Source organism: Achromobacter sp. 2789STDY5608615, from assembly GCF_001298995.1.
GTDB lineage: Bacteria > Pseudomonadota > Gammaproteobacteria > Burkholderiales > Burkholderiaceae_B > Achromobacter > Achromobacter insuavis.
This window is the reverse complement of the sequence record NZ_CYTY01000011.1, coordinates 39,755-59,905: the sequence shown is the minus strand read 5'-3', so window position 1 is coordinate 59,905 and position 20,151 is coordinate 39,755. Positions and strand designations below refer to the sequence as shown.

Sequence of the window (20,151 nt, the reverse complement as noted above, 5' to 3'; positions counted from 1 at the left end):
AGGCCTATTCGACTAGCTCGACTTCCTGCTTGTCGGGCGCGGCCGACGGCGGCTTGCCGTGGTCGTCGAAATCGAGCGTGACCTTGCCGGCCTCGTCCAGGTCCACCGTGACGGTGCCGCCATCGACCAGCTTGCCGAACAGCAGCTCGTCGGCCAGCGCGCGCCGGATGGTGTCCTGGATCAGGCGCTGCATCGGTCGCGCGCCCATCAGCGGATCGAAGCCTTCCTTGGCCAGGTGCTCGCGCAGGGCCGTGGTGAACACGGCTTCGACGCGGCGCTCGTGCAGCTGGTCTTCGAGCTGCATCAGGAACTTGTCGACCACGCGCAGGATGATCTCGCGGTCCAGCGGCGCGAACGGGATGATCGCATCCAGCCGGTTGCGGAACTCGGGCGTGAACATGCGGCGGATTTCCGCCATCTCGTCGCCAACCACGCGCGAATTGGCGAAGCCGATGGACGGACGGTTCAAGGTCTCGGCGCCCGCGTTGGTCGTCATGATGAGGATGACGTTGCGGAAGTCCGCCTTGCGGCCGTTGTTGTCCGTCAGCGTGCCATGGTCCATGACCTGCAGCAGGATGTTGAAGACGTCCGGGTGGGCCTTTTCGATTTCATCGAGCAGCAGCACGCAGTGCGGCTGCTTGGTGATGGCCTCGGTCAGCAGGCCGCCCTGGTCGAAACCGACGTATCCCGGCGGCGCGCCGATCAGGCGCGACACCGCGTGGCGTTCCATGTACTCGGACATGTCGAAGCGCAGCAGCTCCACGCCCAGCGTGAAGGCCAGCTGGCGCGCGACTTCGGTCTTGCCGACGCCGGTGGGGCCGGAGAACAGGAAAGCGCCGATCGGCTTTTCCGGCTTGCCCAGGCCCGAGCGCGCCATCTTGATGGCGGCGGACAGCGCCTCGATGGCGTTGTCCTGGCCGAACACCACGGTCTTGAGGTCGCGGTCCAGCGTGGCGAGCTTGCTGCGGTCGTCGTTGGAGACGGACTGCGGCGGAATGCGCGCGATCTTGGAAACGATGTTCTCGATGTCGACCTTGCCGATCACCTTCTTCTGGCGCGAACGCGGCAGCAGGCGCTGCGCGGCGCCGGCCTCGTCGATCACGTCGATGGCCTTGTCAGGCAGGTGGCGGTCGTTGATGAAGCGCGCCGACAGTTCCGCGGCGGCCGACAGCGCGGCGGCCGAGTAGCGGACGTTGTGGTGTTCCTCGAAGCGGCTCTTCAGGCCGCGCAGGATCTGCACGGTCTGCTCGACGCTGGGTTCCGGCACGTCGATCTTCTGGAAGCGACGCGACAGCGCGTGGTCTTTCTCGAAGACGCCGCGGTATTCCGTATACGTGGTGGCGCCGATACACTTGAGCTGGCCCGAGGACAGGGCCGGCTTGAGCAGGTTGGAGGCGTCCAGCGTGCCGCCCGAGGCCGAACCGGCGCCGATCAGCGTGTGGATTTCGTCGATGAACAGGATCGCGTCGGGATTGCCGCGGATCTGCTTGAGCACGCCCTTCAGGCGCTGCTCGAAATCACCGCGGTACTTGGTGCCCGCCAGCAGCGCGCCCATGTCCAGCGCGAACACTTGCGCGGCCTGCAGGATCTCGGGGACCTCGCCGCGCGTGATGCGCCAGGCCAGGCCCTCGGCGATGGCGGTCTTGCCCACGCCGGCCTCGCCGACCAGCAGCGGGTTGTTCTTGCGGCGGCGGCACAGCACCTGGATCACGCGCTCGACTTCGTGCTCGCGCCCGATCAGCGGATCGATGCGGCCGGCCAACGCCGCGGCGTTCAGGTCGGTCGCATACTGGTCCAGCGGCGACTGGCGCGATTCGCCCTGCTCTTCACCATTGGTTTGCTGCTCTTTCTGCACGGCGGCGGACTCCACCTGTGGCTGTTTGGTAATGCCATGCGACAGGAAATTCACCACATCCAGCCGCGTGACGCCCTGCTGTTGCAGGTAGTACACGGCGTGCGAATCCTTTTCGCCAAAAATGGCCACGAGCACGTTCGCGCCGGTGACCGGCTTCTTGCCGGTGCCGCCCGCGGACACATGCATGATCGCGCGCTGGATCACGCGCTGGAAACCCAGCGTGGGCTGGGTGTCGACTTCCGCGCCGCTGGGGATCACCGGCGTGTTTTCCGAAACGAACTGACGCAGGTTGCGGCGCAGGTCATCCAGATTGGCGGCGCAGGCGCGCAACACTTCAACCGCGGAAGCGTTGTCGAGCAACGCCAGCAGCAGGTGCTCGACGGTAATAAATTCGTGCCGGGCCGAACGGGCCTCGACGAAAGCCATATGCAGGCTGACTTCAAGCTCTTGGGAAATCACGCTTCCTCCGTAACGCATCGAAGCGGTCAAATACACGATTCATATTCTATGCCGATCAGGGCGTAACGCCAGCGATTTCAAAAACCACGCTGTCGTGGCGGCCTTGCGCGTCCATGGCGGTCAACGTATACCGCCCGTCCCGCGTCAGCACCAGATTAAACGGACGACCCGACGCGGCATGACCCACCACGCGACCATCGAGCATCCACCATACTTCACCCTCAGCGCCCTGCACATCCACATCCACCGACACCTGCGTGCTGCCCGGCACGGGCCGCAGCACCGAGCCGGTGGCCACGCCACCCAGGCGCAACGGCCCCTGCGTGGCATCGGCGTAGCCGGCGAACGACGGCGGCACCGTGTCATTCAGGGCCCAGGCCGCACGCTGCTCGGGGCATTCCCCGGACGGCACGCTGCCCAGCCGGTAACCCAGCGGCCAGCACGTCACGACCGCCTGCACCGAGGCAGGCCGCATGCGCACGTGCTGGGCGCCTTCCGGCAACGCCGCCACGATGTCCTGCAGTAGCGGCGCCGCCACATTCGCACCGAAAAACCCGGGATTGGGCGTGCCGTCGGGACGGCCCACCCAGACCCCGATCGTCCAGCTGTCGGTCACTCCGACGGCCCAGGCGTCCCGGAATCCGAAACTCGTCCCGGTTTTCCAGGCCAGTTGCCGGGCCGGACTGCCCGACTGGTAAAAGGGCCGGTCCGGGTGGCCGCCGCCTTCCAGGATGTCGCGCACGATCCAGGCCGCGCCAGCACTCATCATACGGGACTCGACCCGCGGCTGCTCCGGCCGCAGGCGCGGACGCCCGGAGATGCCGCCACGGGCCAGGGCCCGATAAGCGCCGACCAATTCTTCCAATGTGGTGCCGCCCCCGCCCAAAATCAAGCTCAGATTCGGCTCGGCGCCGGCCGGCAAACGTAACCAGACCCCGCCCGTCAGCATAACCGAGGCGAAACGGGTGGGTCCGACCCGGTCCAGCAGGTCCACCGCCGGCACGTTGAGCGAGCGCCGCAGCGCCTGCGCCACACTCACCGGCCCGGAGAACGCCGCCTGGAAATTGCCCGGGGCGTAGCCGCCGAACGACAACGGCGCGTCGATCAGCAGGCTTTCCGAGTGGATCAGGCCGTCGTCCAGGGCCTGCGCGTACAGGAACGGCTTGAGGGTCGAGCCGGGCGAACGCACCCCGCGCACCATATCCACGTGCGCGTATCGGGAATCATCGGAAAAGTCGGCGGAACCGGCGTAGGCCTTGACCTCAAGGGAGTCGTTGTCCATCACCAGCACCGCCATCGAGACCTTGGGCGGCAGGTTGTCGACCCGGTCCAGCAGCATGCGCTCGACCGCGGCCTGCATGTCGGCGTCCAGGGTCGACGTCAGCAGCGGCGGGCGGCTGCCGGGGCGGCGCGAACCGGCCGCCGGGCGGCCGGCCTCCTGCAACAGGCGCTGCGCGGCCAGCGGCGCCAGCCAGCGGGCCCGCAGCGGCGGCGCCACCACTTGCTCGATCTTGGCGTCGGCCACCTCGGCGGGCGTCCAGCGGCCCAGTTCCACCATGCGGTCCAGCACCTTGTCGCGCGCGGTCTGCGCCGCCTGGGGATGGCGGTCCGGCCGCAGCCGCGACGGCGCCTGCGGCAAGGCGGTCAGCATGGCGGCCTCGGCCGGGCTCAGATCGCGCGCCGGCTTGCCCAGCCACAGGCGCGACCCCATTTCCACGCCCTCGACGATGCCGCCCATGGGCGCGTGGGTCAGGTACAGCGACAGGATCTCGTCCTTGCTGTAGTGCATTTCCAGCTGCACCGCGCGCCAGGCCTGGCGCAGCTTGGCGCTCATCGAGCGCGACGGCTTGCCGGCCAGCTGCGGGTCGATCAGGCGAGCCACCTGCATGGTCAGGGTCGAGCCGCCCGAGACGATGCGGCGGTTGGTGGCCCATTGCCAGCCGGCCCGCGCCAGCGACACCGGATTGACCCCGGGGTGCCAGTAGAACCAGCGGTCCTCGTAGGTCAGCAGGGTATCGAGGTAGTGCGGCGACACCTGGTCGGGCTTGACCGGGTAGCGCCAGATGCCGTCGCGGCTGGGATAGTTGCGCAGCGGCGTGCCGTCGGCGGCGACCACCACGGCCGCGCCGCCGGAGTCGATGGCAGGCAGGGGATAGAGGCGGTCGAACACGAATAACAACGCGGCCAGCGCGAGAAGCACGCTGGCCGCGAAGAGTCCGCGCCGTCGCCAGCGGCGGGCGCGCGAGGCGCCCGCCGGCGGGGTGGCGGCGGTGTTCAAGGACGCTGCTTGGCGCTGCGATCGCGGATTTCGACCGTGCTCCATTGCTCGCCTACGCCACGGATCTCGGGCCGGTACATGTCTTCGGCCACGGTCGACGGCACCGAATAACGGCCCGGCGTCACGACCCGCACCAGGTAGAACACGTCCACCTTGCCGCGGCCCAGCGATACCGCCGCCACATACCGGTCATCGCGGAATTCGCGGTGCTTGATGTTGGGGTCGGCCATCGCGTCGGCCACGCGGCGCCCGCCGATGCTCCAGTCCTGCATTTCGGGGCTTTGCGACAGGTTCAGGTTCTCGACCTCGAAACCGGCCGGCACGCGGTCCACCAGCAGGCCGTCCGGAATGTTCTGGTTGGCGCTGGCCTGGACCCACACCACCAGCATGTCGCCGGTCTGCAGCGTGCCGCCATCCCACGGCTTGCCGTCCGGACGGTACCAGCCGCGCTTGAGCTGGATGACGTCGCTGCGCGGCGCCGGCACCGTGGTCGGGCTGCCCTGGATGTCGTACTCGATGAACAGCGACTGGCTGCCGGTGTTGGTCAGCTGGGTGCCGGCCAGGTCGGCCGCGGTCAGCGACACGGTGCGGTCGGACCTGCCGCCTTCCAGTTCCTTGCGCACGCCATTGACGGTCAGCGCGGCCTGCCACGGGGTCGACTTGTCGCCGCCCGCGGCGCGCGCGGCCATCAGCAGGGCCATCTGTTCCTGGGTCGACAGGTACGAACGGTTGCCCATGCGCGCGGCCAGCTGCGTCATCAGGTTCTCGACGCGGTCATGGCGCAGCTCGTACTGGTTGGCCAGGGCGTAGGCCAGCGCGTAGTCACGCACGGCGCTGCCGTAGTCGCCGAGCCAGTCGTCGTAGTAGCTGTTGGCGCGGCGGGTGATGCCGTATTCGCGCGTCATGGCCAGGTCGAGCGCGCTCTTCATGCGCCCTTCGTCGCCCATCAGCTTGAACGCGGCGGCCAGCTGGATCAGGGGCAGCGGCGAACGCGCGCGGTCCTGGTAGTTGTCGAACAGCTGGCGCACCGTGGACAGCGGCGCCTTCTTGTCGCGCGCCAGCGCCAGGGCGGCGGTGGCCAGGCCGGCGAAGCGGCGATGGTCCTCGCGCAGCACGTTCAGCCCGCTGCTGTCCAGGCGGCCCGCCTCGAAGTCGCGCTTCAGGTTGGCCGACCAGGTGCCGAACGAACCGCTGCTCTGCTGCACCTGCTCCAGCAGCCACTGGCGCGAACGGTCCAGCGAGGCCTCGGGGATCGAGAAGCCCTTGTCGCGCGCATCCTGCAGGAAGCCCACGGCGTAGGCCGTCAGCCACACATCGCGCGCCGACGAGCTGCTCCACAGGTTGTAGGAGCCGACCGCATTGCGCATGCCCGACAGGCGGCCGATGGCGCCCGCGACCTTGGCTTCACGCTCGGCCTGGGTGCGCGGCTTGAGGCCGAACTGCTTGGCCGCTTCCTCGTCGATCAGCACCCACGGCAGGGTCGCGCTGATGGTCTGCTCGGTGCAGCCATAAGGGTAGTTGAGCAGGCCTTCGACCACGCGATTGACGTTGATCGGCGGACGGTTCGAGACCGTCATGCTGATCGTGGTCGAGTCCGGGTAGTACGACGCCACCCACGATGCCTGCGGCGTGTTGGACTCGCCCGGGTTCAGGCGCAGGCGGCGCATCTGGCGCTCGGCCGCGTAGGCCGGCTGCACCTGCAGCACCGATTCACGCACGATGTGGATCGGCTTGGCGCCGCCCTGCCCGTCCACGGTCAGGCGCATCAGGCCCAGGCCGTAGGAACCGGTGGTGCTGGCGGTGAAGCGCAGCGTGGTGCGTTGCTTGTCCTTGAGCGTCACGGTGCGGGTGCCGTCGACGATGCCGACCGGATCCAGCGCTTCCAGCTTGACCGTCACCTTCTGGTCGGAACCGCTGAGGTTGGTCACGTCCAGTGCGATGGCGGCCTGGTCGCCCGGGGTAATGAAGCGCGGCGTGTTCAGCTCGGCCACGATCGGCGCCGCCACCACCATTTCGGTGTCGGTGCTGCCGAAGTTGTCGGCGGTGAACGCGACGGCCATCAGGCGCAGCGTGCCGTTGAAGTCGGGCAGATCCAGCGTAATGTCGGCCTCGCCCTTGTCGTTGAGCTTGACCGGACCCGAGAACAGGTCGACCAGCTTGACCTTCTTGGGCAGGCTCTTGCTGTCGCCGCGCATGGCGGCGTCGCCGCCCCACTTCAGCTTGCCCTTGGTGCCGTCCATCTTCTCGATCAGCTTGCCGTACATGTCCAGCAGTTCGGCCGCGTAGCGGTGCTTGCCGAAGAAGAAGTCGAGCGGGTCGGGCGTGCGGTACTGGTTGATGTTGAGGATGCCGACGTCGACCGCCGACAGCGTCACCATGGCCTGCTTGCCCTGGGCGCCATCGACCTTCACGCGGACCGTGGTCTTGGTCTCGGGCTCGGTCTTGGCGGCGGCCGTCAGCTTGACGTCGAGCTTGCGGTCGGCGCTGGCGATCGGCAGGAAGGTCAGGCCCAGCGCGCGCGCCGGGGTCACGCGGTCGCCTTCGCTGCCGGGACGGAACACCGCCGCGGCCACGTACAGGTCATGGCGCTTCCAGCTCTTGTCGATCGGGATTTCCACTTGCGTGCCGGTCGCCTTCACGGCCACCCAGGTCGACCACAGCATGCGGTCGCCCTCGACGGTGATCAGGGCCTGGCCGTCGTGCGGCGGCGTCAGGGTCAGCTTAACGCTGTCGCCCGGCTTGGCGGGCACGCCTTCCAGCTTCATCTGGACGCGGTCGGGGCGGTTGCCCATGGCGTCGGCGTCCTGGGCGTCCCAGCCCGCATAGAAGCGGTAGCGCAGGGTTTCACCGGTCTCGGGATCGGCGATTTCCAGGCGGTAGCGGCCCCACTTGACCTGCACCGTGAACTGGCTGCGGTCCTGCAGCGCGATCTCGCGCGAGTCGAGCAGTTCCTCGGTTTCGGTGTAGCCGCTGTTCCAGCCGCGCTGGTCGTCGAAGCGCCAGTAGTATTGGCGTTCCTCGCGGTACAGGCGCATCTGGGCCTGCGCCAGCGGCGCGATCTTGCCCTGCGCGTCCACGCGCAGCACCTCGAACGAGGCCGGGGCGCCTTCGCGCGCGACATCGCTGTCGAACTGCGGGCGCACGGCGATCAGCTTGTCGGCGGGCCAGACGCTGCGCTCGATCGAACGCACCACCGGGCGGCCGCCCGATTCCAGCAGGCTGGCCGAGACCCGCACCTTCATCGGCGAATGGGTGCCGTCGGTGCGCGGTTCGACTTCCAGTTGCGCGGCGCCGGTCGAATCCAGCGCGGCTTCCGGCAGTTCCTCGAAATGGCGGCGCGAATCGTCGGCCACGTCGCCGAAGATGAAGCCGGGCCATTGCTGCGGCAGCGCAAAGCGGTCACGCTTGACCTGGAAGCTGGACAGCAGGCGGTTGCCGGCGGCGGGCGCGCCATACAGATAGTCGCCCTGCACGTCGACGGTCAGGGTGTCGTTGGGCGACAACACGTCCTGGTCGGACGTCAGCGCCATCTTCATGCGTTCAGGCAGGAATTCCTCGACCTGGAACTTCCACGAGGCATCGGGCGCGCGCGACGCGGGGTCGACGCGCAATTCCAGCATCCAGGCGCCGGTCTGGGCGTCGGGCGGCAGGTCGATGGCGCGCTCGACATAACCCTGCAGGTCCTTGGCGGGCTGCCACAGGTTGGTCGAGACCACGCGGCCGTCGGGACGCTTGAGCGTGGCGGTCAGCGGCGCGGGCGGCATCACGCGGCCGTCGAGGTCGCGCGGCAACACCGAGACATGGAAGGTTTCACCGGGGCGGTACAGATTGCGGCCGGCGTAGACGAACAGGTTGTTGGGGCGGGAGATATGGCCGCCGGTATCGAATTCGGACAGGTCCAGCGCCGGCTCGGCCAGCGCCAGCACGGTCATTTCCTTGTCGCGCGAGGCGCGGATGACGCGGGCATTGGCGAAGGTGCCATCGAAGCGCACGTGGCCCTGGCCGTCGGCCTGGGCCTTGGCCAGCGTCTTGCCGGCGCCGTCCACCAGTTCGAACAGCGCGCCCGAGATCGCCTGGCCGCTCTTGAGCGACACCGAGTAGGCCTCGATGCGGTCGCTGTAGCGGCGCGCGTGCAGGCCGATGTCGCTGACGTAGAAATAGGTGACCTGGTATTCATAGCGGAAACGGCCGGGCTGACTCATCACCGCGACGTAGATGCCGGGTTCCTGCAGTTCCTTGATGCCTTCGACCGGCAGGAAGGTGACGTGGCGGCGGTTCGGCTTGTCGTCCGTCACGAAACGGCCCTGGTAGACGCTGGTGGTCAGCGAATTCAAGCGGTCCAGGTCCCAGTTGCTGACCGAGCCCTTCAGGCTGCGGTTGTCGGAATAGCGCCAGCCGTCTTCGTCGTAGCCGCCGGATTCGTCATCGTCCGACGAAGCGGCGTTGCGGCCGATGCCCAGCACCGACTCGAACAGTTCCGGCACGCGCTCGGGCGCGACGCGCAGGAACTGCACGTCGACCTCGGGCATGTTGACGGTCGCCACCGGCAGGCCGCCGTTCTGGCCGGCCGGCAGCACCACGCCGCGGCTGGCGAAATAGAACGAGGGCGGCATGGCGTCGGTCACCACGTCGCAGTGCGAGCCGCTGGCCAGGGCGACCTTGTCGCCGGCGCCGGGCAGGCCCGCGCGCACCGAGACCGAATACGAGCGCTGCGGCTGCACGTAGGGGAAATACACCATGCGCGGGTTGGAGCCGACCACCCAGTTGCCCTGGACGATCTTGCCCTTGGGCGCGGCGTCGCCCGGCTGGACCGAAGCCGGTTGCATGCCGTTGGCGCTGCGCTCGGTGTCCTGGTCCGCCTTGCCCGACGGGGCGCCGGTGTCGGTGACCTGCAGGAACTTGCTCAGGTCGGCCTTGGCTTCGACCGGCTGCGTGAAGGTGACCGCCAGCGACAGCGAGTCGTTGTACTGGCGCGGTTGGCAATTGAGGACCGCGAACGGATCGGCGCTGCCGACCGTGGCCGCCGCCGGCAAGGCCTCGGGCTTGGCGCCGCCGGCCGCCGTGGCGGGCGCCGCCGTGGTTGCCGCCGGCGTGGCCGTCTGCGGCGTCGCGGGCGCGGACGGTTGACCGCCCTTGCCCATCCACCAGCCCACGCCGATGGCGCCGGCCACCACGATCGCGCCGGCTGCCGCCAGCCAGGTCTTGCTGTTCTTTCCACTCACGGCAAACCTCCCCGCCTACTCGAATGCGATGCTCCTTTGCGGCGGAGCTGCCGACCTGATATTGCCGCGCGCTTCTCGGTGCGCGGTTCCTGCTTTGCAACCCTGTACAGCAGAACGCCGCCTGTTCCGGCGGCGCTGTTCTTGCGAGTTCAGACCGGTTCCATCACGCACTGCAACGGGTGCTGGCGCGCCCGCGCATACTGGGCCACCTGGGCAATCCGGGTGGCGGCCAGGTCGCGCGGATAGACGCCGCAGACGCCGCGCCCTTCGTGATGCACCTGCAGCATGATGCGCGTGGCTTCTTCGTGATTCTTGTTGAAGAACTTTTGCAGCACCTTCACGACAAACTCCATCGGGGTGTAGTCGTCATTCAGCAACAGGACCTGGTACATCGGAGGCGGCGCGACGCGGGCCGGCGCCTTCTCGACGGCCAAATCTTGTTGGGTATCCAAGGTAGAACTCATAGGGCGGCTATTCTATTTAATCAGGGGACGGCTTGCATGTAACTTACGCAAAATTACACGTAGAAATGCGTAGTTTCCATACTTGACTCCGCAAAGAAAAGCGGCGCATTATCCACGCATTCTGGGGTTTTCAATTCATCGAAAACCTGCCAGGAGGCCGGAGGGGGGACAGGGGTCTAGGCCGCGATGCCCTTCTGTCAACATACGATTCAATGAGGCAGTCCGCATGTCTGATACGACCGCAACCGCCGTCCAAGGGGACAATCCCAAATCGACGGGTACCGTCAAATGGTTCAACGATGCAAAGGGTTTCGGCTTCATTACGCCCGACGACGGCGGTGAAGATCTGTTCGCCCACTTCTCGTCCATCCAGATGAATGGTTTTAAAACCCTGAAAGAAGGCCAGAAAGTGGCTTTCGAGATTATCCAGGGACCCAAAGGCAAACAGGCGCTCAATATCACCGCTGCCTGAGTTACTCTTTAAAGCGCAACGGTAAGGTTGCGCCATTATCAGGCGGGGCTTTCGGGCCCCGCCTTGTTATTTTCTTATTACTGCGATTACCGCGTCTGGTTATGCTGAAGAATGCTGCTTTGTTTCATGTTGGTCGTGCGTTGCTCAAAACAGCGTTCATTAAATCGGCGATGCGCGGGACGATAGCGGCGCTGCTCGGCGCCGCCACGCTGGCGCTGCCCGCGACGGCTGGCGCCCAGACGCCGACCGGCCCGCAACCGACGCTGCCCATCGCGCAACTGGCCGCCGGCATCCATATTATCCGCGCAGAAGTCGCCAATACGGAAGCCAGCCGCCGCGACGGCCTCATGTTCCGCAAGGAACTGGCCGGCAACGACGGCATGCTGTTCGTCTTCGAGCAGCCCGACGTGCAGTGCTTCTGGATGCGCAACACCCTTTTGCCGCTGTCGATCGCTTTTATCGCCGACGACGGCACGATCGTCAACATCGAGGACATGGCGCCCCAGACCGACGACACCCATTGCTCCAAGAAACCGGTGCGCTACGCGCTGGAAATGGCGCAGGGCTGGTACGACAGCCACGGCATGAAGGCCGGCCGGAAGATCGACGGACTGCCCTGAGCCAGCCCGCCTTCTCACGCAACAAGGGAGCCCGCGGGCTCCCTTGTCGTTTGGCCGCGCCGCCACGGCGGCCGGCCCGGCCCCGGACGAGCGGGGCCGTCGCGAAAATCAGACGCGCTCGATGATCAGGGCGATGCCCTGGCCCACGCCGATGCACATCGTGCACAGCGCGTAGCGGCCGCCGGTGCGGTGCAGCTGGTTGATCGCGGTGGTGGCCAGGCGTGCGCCGCTGGCGCCCAGCGGGTGGCCCAGGGCAATGGCGCCGCCGTTGGGATTGACGCGCGGGTCGTTGTCGGCGATGCCCAGCTGGCGCAGCACGGCCAGGCCCTGGGCGGCGAACGCTTCGTTCAGCTCGATCACGTCCATCTGGTCCAGCGTCAGGCCGGTCTGGGCCAGCACCTTGCGGGTGGCGGGCGCCGGGCCGATGCCCATGATGCGCGGCGCGACGCCGGCGGTGGCCATGCCGACCACGCGGGCGCGCGGCGTCAGGCCGTGGCGCGCGGCGCCCTTCTCGTCGGCCAGCAGCAGCGCGGCGGCGCCGTCGTTCACGCCCGAGGCGTTGCCGGCGGTCACGGTGCCGCCTTCGCGGACCACGCCCTTGAGCTTGGCCAGCGCTTCGAGGCTGGTTTCACGCGGGTGTTCGTCCTTGGACACGACGAGCGGATCGCCCTTCTTCTGCGCGATCGAGACCGGCACGATCTCGGCGTCGAAGAAGCCTTCCTTCTGGGCGCGGGCCGTCTTCTGCTGGCTGGCCAGCGCGAACAGGTCCTGGTCTTCGCGGTTGATCTTGAAATCGTCGGCGACGTTCTCGGCGGTTTCCGGCATCGAGTCGACGCCGTACTGGGCCTTCATCAGCTTGTTGATGAAGCGCCAGCCGATGGTGGTGTCATAGATCGCGGCGTTGCGCGAGAAGGCGCTGTCGGCCTTGCCCATGACGAACGGCGCGCGGCTCATGCTTTCGACGCCGCCGGCCAGCATCAGACCGGCTTCGCCGGCGCGGATGGCGCGCGCGGCGCTGCCGATGGCATCCAGGCCCGAACCGCACAGGCGGTTGACCGTGGCGCCGGGCACTTCGACCGGCAGGCCGGCCAGCAGCGTGGCCATGCGGGCGACGTTGCGGTTGTCTTCGCCGGCCTGGTTGGCGCAGCCCAGGATGGCATCGTCGATTTCTTCCCAGCGCACGCCAGGATTGCGCGCCACCAGCGCCTTGATGGCTACGGCCGCGAGGTCGTCGGGGCGCACCGAAGCCAGTGCGCCGCCGTAGCGGCCGAAGGGGGTGCGAATCGCGTCACAAATATAGGCATGCACGGTCATGAGATGCTCGGATTGAAGTGGAGGAATCGGATGCGCACGATCTTAACGCAGCGGTTTCGCGCCAAGTTGGTGCATCCCGCGGATGTCCGCACAACGGACGGTGTCCAGCAGCTGTTCACTCACCGTACGGCCCGCGCTCACGGCGCGGGTGTGCCGGCACGGGCGGCGCGGCCCGCGTCGACGATGGCCTGGCGCCGGAAACGGCCGGCGGCGAGGTGATAGAACGGCTGCGGGCAGAACTGGCGCGACACGCCCGAAGCCAGCAGCGAGCCGACCAGCAGCCAGAACAGCATCGGCTGGCTGCCCGTCATTTCCATGACCACCACGCTGGCCGTCAACGGCGCCTGGGTGGCGGCGGCCAGGAAGGCGGCCATCGACACCAGCACCAGCACGCGCTGGTCCACGCCCTCGCCCGCCAGCTGCCAGATGTGATGGCCGATGCCGGCGCCGGTGGTCAGCGCCGGCGTGAAGATGCCGCCGGGAATGCCGGCCCAGTACGAGGCCACGGTGGCGGCCAGCTTGGCCAGGCCGAAGCCGGCGGGCAAGGCGTGCTGCGTCTCGCCCGACAGCAGGTCGGCGGCCGCGCCGTAGCCCGTGCCGTAGACGCTGCCGGCCGTGGCCAGGCCGATCAGCGCCAGCGCCACGCCCATGGCGAACGCGGTCCAGATGGGATGGGCGCGGATCCAGGCGCGCCAGGACGCGGGCGCCATGCCCGCCGCCCCCCTTGCCCAGCAGGCGCGCGAAGATGCCGCCCAGCGCGCCGTTGAGCGCGGCGCAGATCAGCACCCACCACAGCATGCCGTGCGTCAGCACCGCGCCGCCAAAGGTGCCGAAATAGGGGTTGTTGCCCTGCACCGCCACCACCAGGAAACCCGCCGCCAGTACGCCGATCAGCACCAGCCGCTGCCAGCGCAGCACCGTGCCGCGGCCCAGCTCCTCGATGGCGAAGATGACGCCCGCCAGCGGCGCATTGAAGGCCGCGGCCAGGCCGCCGGCGGCGCCCGCCGCGATCAGTTCGTTGGCATGGAAGCCGCGCAGCTGCAGGCCGCGGCGTTTCCAGAAATCGCCCCAGGCCAGCATCACGGCGGCGCCGACCTGCACCGACGGCCCTTCGCGGCCGATCGAGGCGCCGGCCAGCATGCCGAAGAACGCCAGGGGAATCTTCCATAACGCCTGCGCCAGCGACACCAGGCTGCGCTGGCTCGCGCCGGGCGGCAGCGACAGCGCGCCGATGACCTGCGGGATGCCGCTGCCGGCGGCGTTGGGCGCGAACCGCAGCGTGGCCCAGCGCAGGATGGCCAATGCGCACGGCAGCACCACTAGGGCCAGCCAGCCGGCGCGTCCGACCCATTCGCGATTCCATTCCAGCGCGCGGTCGGCCAGATAGGCAAAGCCCAGCGACACCAGCGCGACCAGCGCCGCGCCGCCCAGCAACAGCGCCATCTGCAGGCTCTTGCGCGACAGGCGGTTGGTTTGCCGCAGCTTGCGGCGCAGGAAGTGGCGGGAACCGGTGGCGATGCGGCGCAGCGGAGTGGGCAGGAACATGAGCGGGGCCAAGCGGCAAAGGGCGGCGAAACCAGAAGTGGCTCAACCTTACCATTGCCGCCTGACTGCCAGCCCACAACGGCGCGCCATTCAGAACGACGACCAGTCGTCCTCGTCCGCGCCGTGCTTGATGAGGGCCGGACGCGCCACCACCGGTTCCTGGCGCGCCGCCACCGCCGCCGGATGCGGCGTGGCCCGGCCGGCCTGGATCAGCCGGGCCTGCGGCTCGGCGCCCATCGCCACCACGCCGGCATCGACCTTGAAGCGCCGCACCTGCTGCGACAGGCGACCGGCCTGGTCCTGCATGCTGCCGGCCGCGGCGGCGGCCTGCTCCACCAGCGCGGCATTCTGCTGGGTCACCGTATCCATCTGCGCCACGGCCTGGTTGACCTGGCCGATGCCGGTGGATTGCTCGGCCGAAGCGCTGGCGATTTCGTGCACCAGGATCGCGGCCTGGCGCACGCTTTCCACGACCTCGCGCATAGTGTTGCCGGCCTCGTCGGCCTGACGCGTGCCGCCCTCGACGCGATGCACGGACTCGTCGATCAGGGCCTTGATTTCCTTGGCGGCGACGGCCGAGCGCTGCGCCAGGGTGCGGACCTCGCCCGCCACCACGGCAAAGCCGCGGCCCTGCTCGCCGGCGCGCGCGGCCTCGACCGCGGCGTTCAAGGCCAGGATGTTGGTCTGGAACGCGATACCGTCGATCACGCTGGTGATATCGGCGATGCGGCGCGAACTCTCGGAGATCTCGCTCATGGTCCGCACCACGACATCGACCACTTCGCCGCCGCGCGACGCCACGGCCGAAGCCTGGGTGACGAGCTTTTCGGCCTCGCCGGCATTGCTGGCGTTCTGCTGTACGGTGCTCGTCAGCTGCTCCATCGAGGCGGCGGTCTCCTCCAGGGAAGCGGCCTGTTCCTCGGTGCGCTGCGACAGGTCGGCGTTGCCCTGCGCGATCTGCGCCGACGCCGTGGCGATATTCTCGCAACCGTCGCGCACGTCGCGCACGATGCGCGACAGGTTCTCGTTCATGGCCTTGAGCGCGGCCATCAGGTCGCCGGTTTCATCACGAGAGGTGACCTGGATGTTGCCGCTGAGGTCGCCATTGGCCACGCGCCGCGCCGCCGCCACCGCCTGACCCAGCGGCCGCACGATGCCGCGCGTCACCAGCCAGCCCAGCAGCAGGCCAAGCACCACGCCGGCCACCGACAGCACGATCAGAATCAGGCGCGTGCTCGAGTACAGCTCGGAGACTTCCTGCACGGCCCGCTCGGCGGCCTGTTCCTTGGCCGCGGCCAGTTCGCGCATGAGCTTCTCCGCCTTGTCCGACGCCGCCGCCGCGCGCTTGGTGAGCGCCGCGGCCTCGGGATCGACCTGCGCCAACGGGTACTTCTGCGCATCCTCCAGGAATTCGATGGACTCGTGCTTCCAGACCTCTTCGGCTTCCGTGAATTGCGCCAGCAGCCGCTTGCCGTTCTCGCGGATGAAGGTGTCGGCGGCCTTGGCGCGCATGCGCTCGAGCTTCTCGAGCGACTGGTCGAACTGCTTGCGCAGCGTCTGGCGCTCTTCTTCAGTGGATGCCGCCAGATAGCTTTTGCGGGCGCGGCCCGCTGCAATCAGGCTGATATTGGCTTCCTTGATGTCCGAGAGTCCGCGAAATTCGGTATCGAAGATGCGGTCGTTCATGTCGTTGATGCGGGACAGGCCCCACACCCCGAACGCGCCGATGATGCCTCCCAGCAGCGCCACCATCAGGAAGGCCCCCGACAGGCGCCCGCCGATGCGCGCGCCAATATTCAACCCCGAAAAAAACCGCAACATGCTTCCCTTCCCGTCAAACACCACGGTGTTTTATGGCGGGCATGCCGCGATCGTTGGCCCCATGGCTCAGCCGCAGACTGCCATCAACGATAGCGGCAGCTTTCCTCCCGGGTACCCAGGAAGAGAGGGAGATTCATTCTCATTTTCTACAAAATGGATTCGACAATATACAAAATTTTGGGCTGCAATCCAGGATGTCAGTCGGGTTTTGCAAAGCGCCAAAACAAAAAGGCCCCTCGCGATGCGAGGGGCCCAGGCCTAGCGGTGCGCGCCGGGCGCGCAGCGGAATCAGGCGAAATTCTTGGCCGCGAAGTCCCAGTTCACCAGGGCCCAGAAGTTTTCCAGGTACTTGGGACGGGCATTGCGGTAGTCGATGTAATAGGCGTGTTCCCAGACATCACAGGTGAGCAGCGGCTTGTCGGCCGTGGTCAGCGGGGTGGCGGCGTTGCTGGTGTTGACGATGTCGACGGAGCCGTCGGCCTTCTTGACCAGCCAGGTCCAGCCCGAACCGAAGTTGCCGGCGGCCGACTTGTTGAAGGCTTCCTTGAAGGCGTCGAAGCTGCCCCACTTGGCGTTGATGGCGTCGGCCAGCTTGCCCGTCGGCGCGCCACCGGCCTTGGGAGCCAGGCTGTTCCAGTAGAAGGTGTGGTTCCAGATCTGCGCGGCGTTGTTGAAGATGCCGCCCGAGGACTTCTTGACGATGTCTTCCAGCGACAGGGTCTCGAACTCGGTGCCCGGGATCAGGTTGTTCAGGTTCGTGACGTAGGTCTGGTGGTGCTTGCCGTAGTGGAACTCCAGCGTCTCTTTCGAGATGTGCGGAGCCAGCGCGTCCAGTTCGTAAGGCAGGGGGGGAAGAGTATGTGCCATGTGTCGGTTCCTTCTGTTGAGTGCACGATCAAGCCGTTCAATTGTATCGGCAACTCTGCGAGGATACCGCGTTAACCCCGCGGCGGCGCGGGGTTAACAAGCATGTGTTTATGCCTTGCGCGCGTAAACGCTACTCTTTCTCATAGCGCAGTTCGCGCCCGCCTTGCGCGGCCACCAGCGCGCCGTCTTCGCGCAACGCCAATGTCATGTGCAACGGTGTGCGACTGGCCGATTCCGGCAGTTCCAGATCGATGCGCAACGCGCGCGACGAGATATCGGACTTGCTCACATCCACGCTGTGCCAGCGCGCGCCGGCAGGCAGCGGCACGAACACCGCCAGCGCCTTGAGCTCGCCCGGTGCGATCGGCGCGCTGACGCCATCGGCGCCTTCCGACTGCTTCGGCGTGCCGGCGTAATCGGCGCTGGTCGACGACATCGCCACATCGACCTTGACCGGCCGGCCCTCGTAGTACACGCGCACCGTGAGGTCTTCGCCCTGGGCCGGCCGCGTGTCCGCGCCGACCTTCGCGATCGCCGAGAACGGCTGGATCGGCGGCGTGTCCAGGCGCACCTGCCTGCCCTCCAGACGCCAGGTGCCGCTGGCCTCGATGTCCGTCGCGCCGTAGCTCATCAGGTAATCGAAACGGCCATCGGGCGACAGCAGCAACTCGCTGCCGACTTCGCGCATGCCGCGCAGGTAGTAGTGGCCGGCGACGCGCGCGGCGGCCTTGCCGGGGGCCTTGGCGGCGCCGGCCCCGGCCGGGCAGGTCTGCTTGAGCGGCGCGCCGGCCGCCTGCAGCGCGGCGGCGAAGTCGGGCGCGGCCTGGCATGCCAGCGTCTGGCTGAAGGACTGGCCCGAGGGCGCCGCCGCGCCATCGAAGCGCGCGTGGCGCCGCGCCAGCAGCGCCAGCATGTCCGGCTGGCCGCTGGCCAGCGCCGTCCAGGCCGGACTGCGGCCTTGCGCATCGGCCGCATCCGGGCTGGCGCCCGCCATCAGCAGGGCGTCGGCCAGATCGGCGCGGCCCAGCTCGATGGCGGCCACCAGCGGCGTGGCGCCGCTCTCGGCCTGGCGCGCGTCCAGGTCGGCGCCCATGGCCTTCAGGCGCGTGAGCACATCGATCACCGTGTCGCGGCGCGCGATCGCCAACTGGCGGTCGCGCAACAGCGCCGACAACAGCCGCTGCGGCAAGGCCCCGTCCTTGCCGGCGCACTCGGCGCGCGCGCCGGCGTAGCCCGCCGCCTGCAATTGCGCGAAGTACCCGGGCCGGTCGAGCAGCGCGTATTCCGCGCCCGACGGCAGGCAGGCATCGGCCAGCGGCTGTTTGGCGCCCTGCTCCACGCGCTTGACCAGCGCCATGTCGCCGGAGGCCAGCGCCGCGTTCAGCAAGGCATGGCTGGCCGGCGCGCGCGGCAGGCGCGGATCGTCGAGCCGCGCGCCCGCGCCCAGCAGGCGGTCGAGCATGGCGCTGTCGCCGCCGCCGATGGCCCAATACAGGGCGCTGCGGCCGTCGGGCGCCAGGCCGAGCGGATCGGCGCCCTTGGCCAGCAGCGCTTCGACCACGGCCGCCTGGCCCGAGGTCACCGCCACCAGCAAGGGCGGCACGCCCTTGTTGTCATAAGGGTCGTCCGACGCCGCCGCCGTGGCCGGCGGATTGACCGCCACACCGGCGTCGATCAGGTATCTGGCCATCTCCGCATCGCGGTTCTCCAGCGCCTGGCGGATGGCGCCGGCATCGAGCGTCTTCAGGTCGAGGCCGGCGTCGACCAGGTTGCGCAACATGGCCGCGCCCTGCTTGCCCGGCTGGCGCAGCGCCTGCGCCAGCGGCGACCGCGCGGGGTCGGCCAGCAAGGCCTGCAAGGCGGCCGGCGGCGTGGCCGCCAGCAGGTCGTGCAGCAGCGCCGCGTCGTCCGCCTCGATCGCGCGTTGCAGCGCGGACTTGCGGTCGTAGCCTTCGCGCACCAGCGCGGGGTTGGCGCCCGCGGCCAGCAGAACGCGCACGGCATCCGCCTGGCGCGCGCCGACCGCATCCGCCAGCGGCGTGTCGCCATTCTGTTCGGCGCCGTCGCCATCGACCGCCGCGCCCAGCGCCAGCAGGCGCCGCAGCACGGCGACGTCGCCCTTGCGGGCCGCCAGGTTCATGATGGGGCGCTCGTCGGCCTCCATCCTCAGGAAGACCGCCGCGTCGCCGGTCTGCGGTCCGCGCTGGTTGAACGGCATGCCGGCGCGCAGCAGCGGCACGGCGATGTCGCCGTGCCCCGCCGCCACCGCCGCCTGCGCCGCGTCCAGCCACAGGTCGCGGTCGCCGCTGGCGCCATAGCCCGTCTCCGGCGTCGTGCGCGGCCCCAGCTCGGCCAGCGCCGTGACCGCGCCGGCGTTGCCGGTGTAGGCGGCCAGCGCCAGCGGACTGACGCCCTCGCCATAGGCGGGCCGGGTGCCGGTGGCGGCCAGCGCCCGCACCACCTCGGCGCCTTCGGTCAGTTCGACCAGCGGCCCCCACGCCAGGTAGTCCGCGGCGTGGCGCGGTTGGCCCTGCGCGTCCTTGAAGGCCTGGCGCGTGGCGTCGTCGGCGTGCTCGTCGATATAGGCGAAGGGGCGCGCGGCGCCGGCCTTGAGCAGCGCCAGCACCATGCGCGTGGTCTGCGGCCGGTCGACCAGCCGCGGCAGATACGTCATGCGCACCGCGAATTCGAAATCGCGATTGAGCAGGAATTCGAGCGGGGTCTTGTTCTCGTCGCCGCGCTGGTCGGGCCGGGCGCCGGCGGCCAGCAGCATGTCCAGGATCTCGGGCGTGCCGTACAGCAGGGCCAGTTGCAGCGACGGACGGCGCGATTCGTAGGTGATGTCGTCGAGCGCCGGCCGGGTCGCCAGCAGCGCCGCCAGCATGCGGGTGCGGGCCGGCAGCGCGGCCTGATAGGCCTGGCGCAGGCGCGCCGCCTCGTCCGCCGGCATGTCCCAATACACGTGCTTGCCACGCTCGCCCGCCGGCCTCAGCAGCGCGTGCAGCAGCGGCACGCCTTCCAGCGCGTAGTCGCCCGGCTGCTTCACTTTGGCCAGCGCGGCGGTGAAGGCCGCCTCGTCGCCGGCGGCGGCGGCGCTGAACAAGGCGCGGGTCTCGGCGGTCTCGGCCGCCTGGTATTCGCGGTAGGGCGATACGCAGTCGCAATCGGACCGCGGCTTGGGTGGCGGCGCGGCCGGGGGCGGTGGCGCCACGGACGGCGGCGCGGCGGGCGGCG

The 20,151-nt window shown here is 68.5% G+C and carries 10 protein-coding genes and 1 pseudogene; 2 read left to right on the top strand and 9 right to left on the bottom strand.

The window, feature by feature from the left end; genetic code table 11:
- Positions 1-4: 4 nt before the first annotated feature.
- The 4 genes from clpA to clpS form a co-directional block, all read right to left on the bottom strand.
- The gene (gene clpA, locus AOZ49_RS11655) at positions 5-2,314 is read right to left on the bottom strand and encodes an ATP-dependent Clp protease ATP-binding subunit ClpA (RefSeq protein ID WP_054415980.1); all 2,310 of its coding nucleotides are present in this window, start codon (positions 2,312-2,314) and stop codon (positions 5-7) included.
- A gap of 55 nt (positions 2,315-2,369) precedes the next feature.
- The gene (pbpC, locus tag AOZ49_RS11650) at positions 2,370-4,592 is read right to left on the bottom strand and encodes a penicillin-binding protein 1C (protein WP_156355631.1); all 2,223 of its coding nucleotides are present in this window, start codon (positions 4,590-4,592) and stop codon (positions 2,370-2,372) included.
- Entirely contained in the window at positions 4,589-9,733 is a 5,145-nt protein-coding gene (locus AOZ49_RS11645; RefSeq protein ID WP_231690321.1) for an alpha-2-macroglobulin family protein, read from the bottom strand. The genes pbpC and AOZ49_RS11645 overlap by 4 nt, the downstream gene beginning before the upstream one ends.
- A 230-nt stretch (positions 9,734-9,963) precedes the next feature.
- Complete coding sequence (gene clpS, locus AOZ49_RS11640; protein ID WP_054430097.1) at positions 9,964-10,278, bottom strand: ATP-dependent Clp protease adapter ClpS; 315 nt, start codon at positions 10,276-10,278, stop codon at positions 9,964-9,966.
- 226 nt (positions 10,279-10,504) lie between these two features.
- Between clpS and AOZ49_RS11635 the strand changes: the two genes are divergently transcribed.
- A complete protein-coding gene (locus AOZ49_RS11635) occupies positions 10,505-10,750 on the top strand; it encodes a cold-shock protein (RefSeq protein ID WP_006220277.1) in 246 nt (81 codons plus the stop codon).
- Positions 10,751-10,851: 101 nt separating this feature from the next.
- Positions 10,852-11,370 (top strand): DUF192 domain-containing protein, encoded by a 519-nt coding sequence (locus AOZ49_RS11630; protein WP_156349999.1) that lies wholly within the window; start codon positions 10,852-10,854, stop codon positions 11,368-11,370.
- A 108-nt stretch (positions 11,371-11,478) separates the two neighbouring features.
- Here AOZ49_RS11630 and pcaF read toward each other — a convergent pair whose 3' ends face one another.
- The 5 genes and pseudogenes from pcaF to AOZ49_RS11605 form a co-directional block, all read right to left on the bottom strand.
- Positions 11,479-12,684: a 3-oxoadipyl-CoA thiolase gene (gene pcaF / locus AOZ49_RS11625; protein ID WP_006396026.1), complete on the bottom strand. Its 1,206-nt coding sequence runs from the start codon at positions 12,682-12,684 to the stop codon at positions 11,479-11,481.
- 137 nt (positions 12,685-12,821) lie between these two features.
- Positions 12,822-14,229 (bottom strand): annotated as a pseudogene (locus AOZ49_RS11620) (chloride channel protein).
- A gap of 90 nt (positions 14,230-14,319) precedes the next feature.
- Positions 14,320-16,050, bottom strand: a complete 1,731-nt coding sequence (locus tag AOZ49_RS11615) for a methyl-accepting chemotaxis protein (protein WP_054475437.1) — start codon at positions 16,048-16,050, stop codon at positions 14,320-14,322.
- Between the two features lie 288 nt (positions 16,051-16,338).
- On the bottom strand, positions 16,339-16,917 hold the full coding sequence (gene sodB / locus AOZ49_RS11610) for a superoxide dismutase [Fe] (RefSeq protein ID WP_054430101.1): 579 nt from the start codon (positions 16,915-16,917) through the stop codon (positions 16,339-16,341).
- Between the two features lie 130 nt (positions 16,918-17,047).
- Positions 17,048-20,151: ankyrin repeat domain-containing protein (locus AOZ49_RS11605; protein WP_231690310.1), on the bottom strand; the 3,104-nt coding region annotated here is incomplete at its 5' end.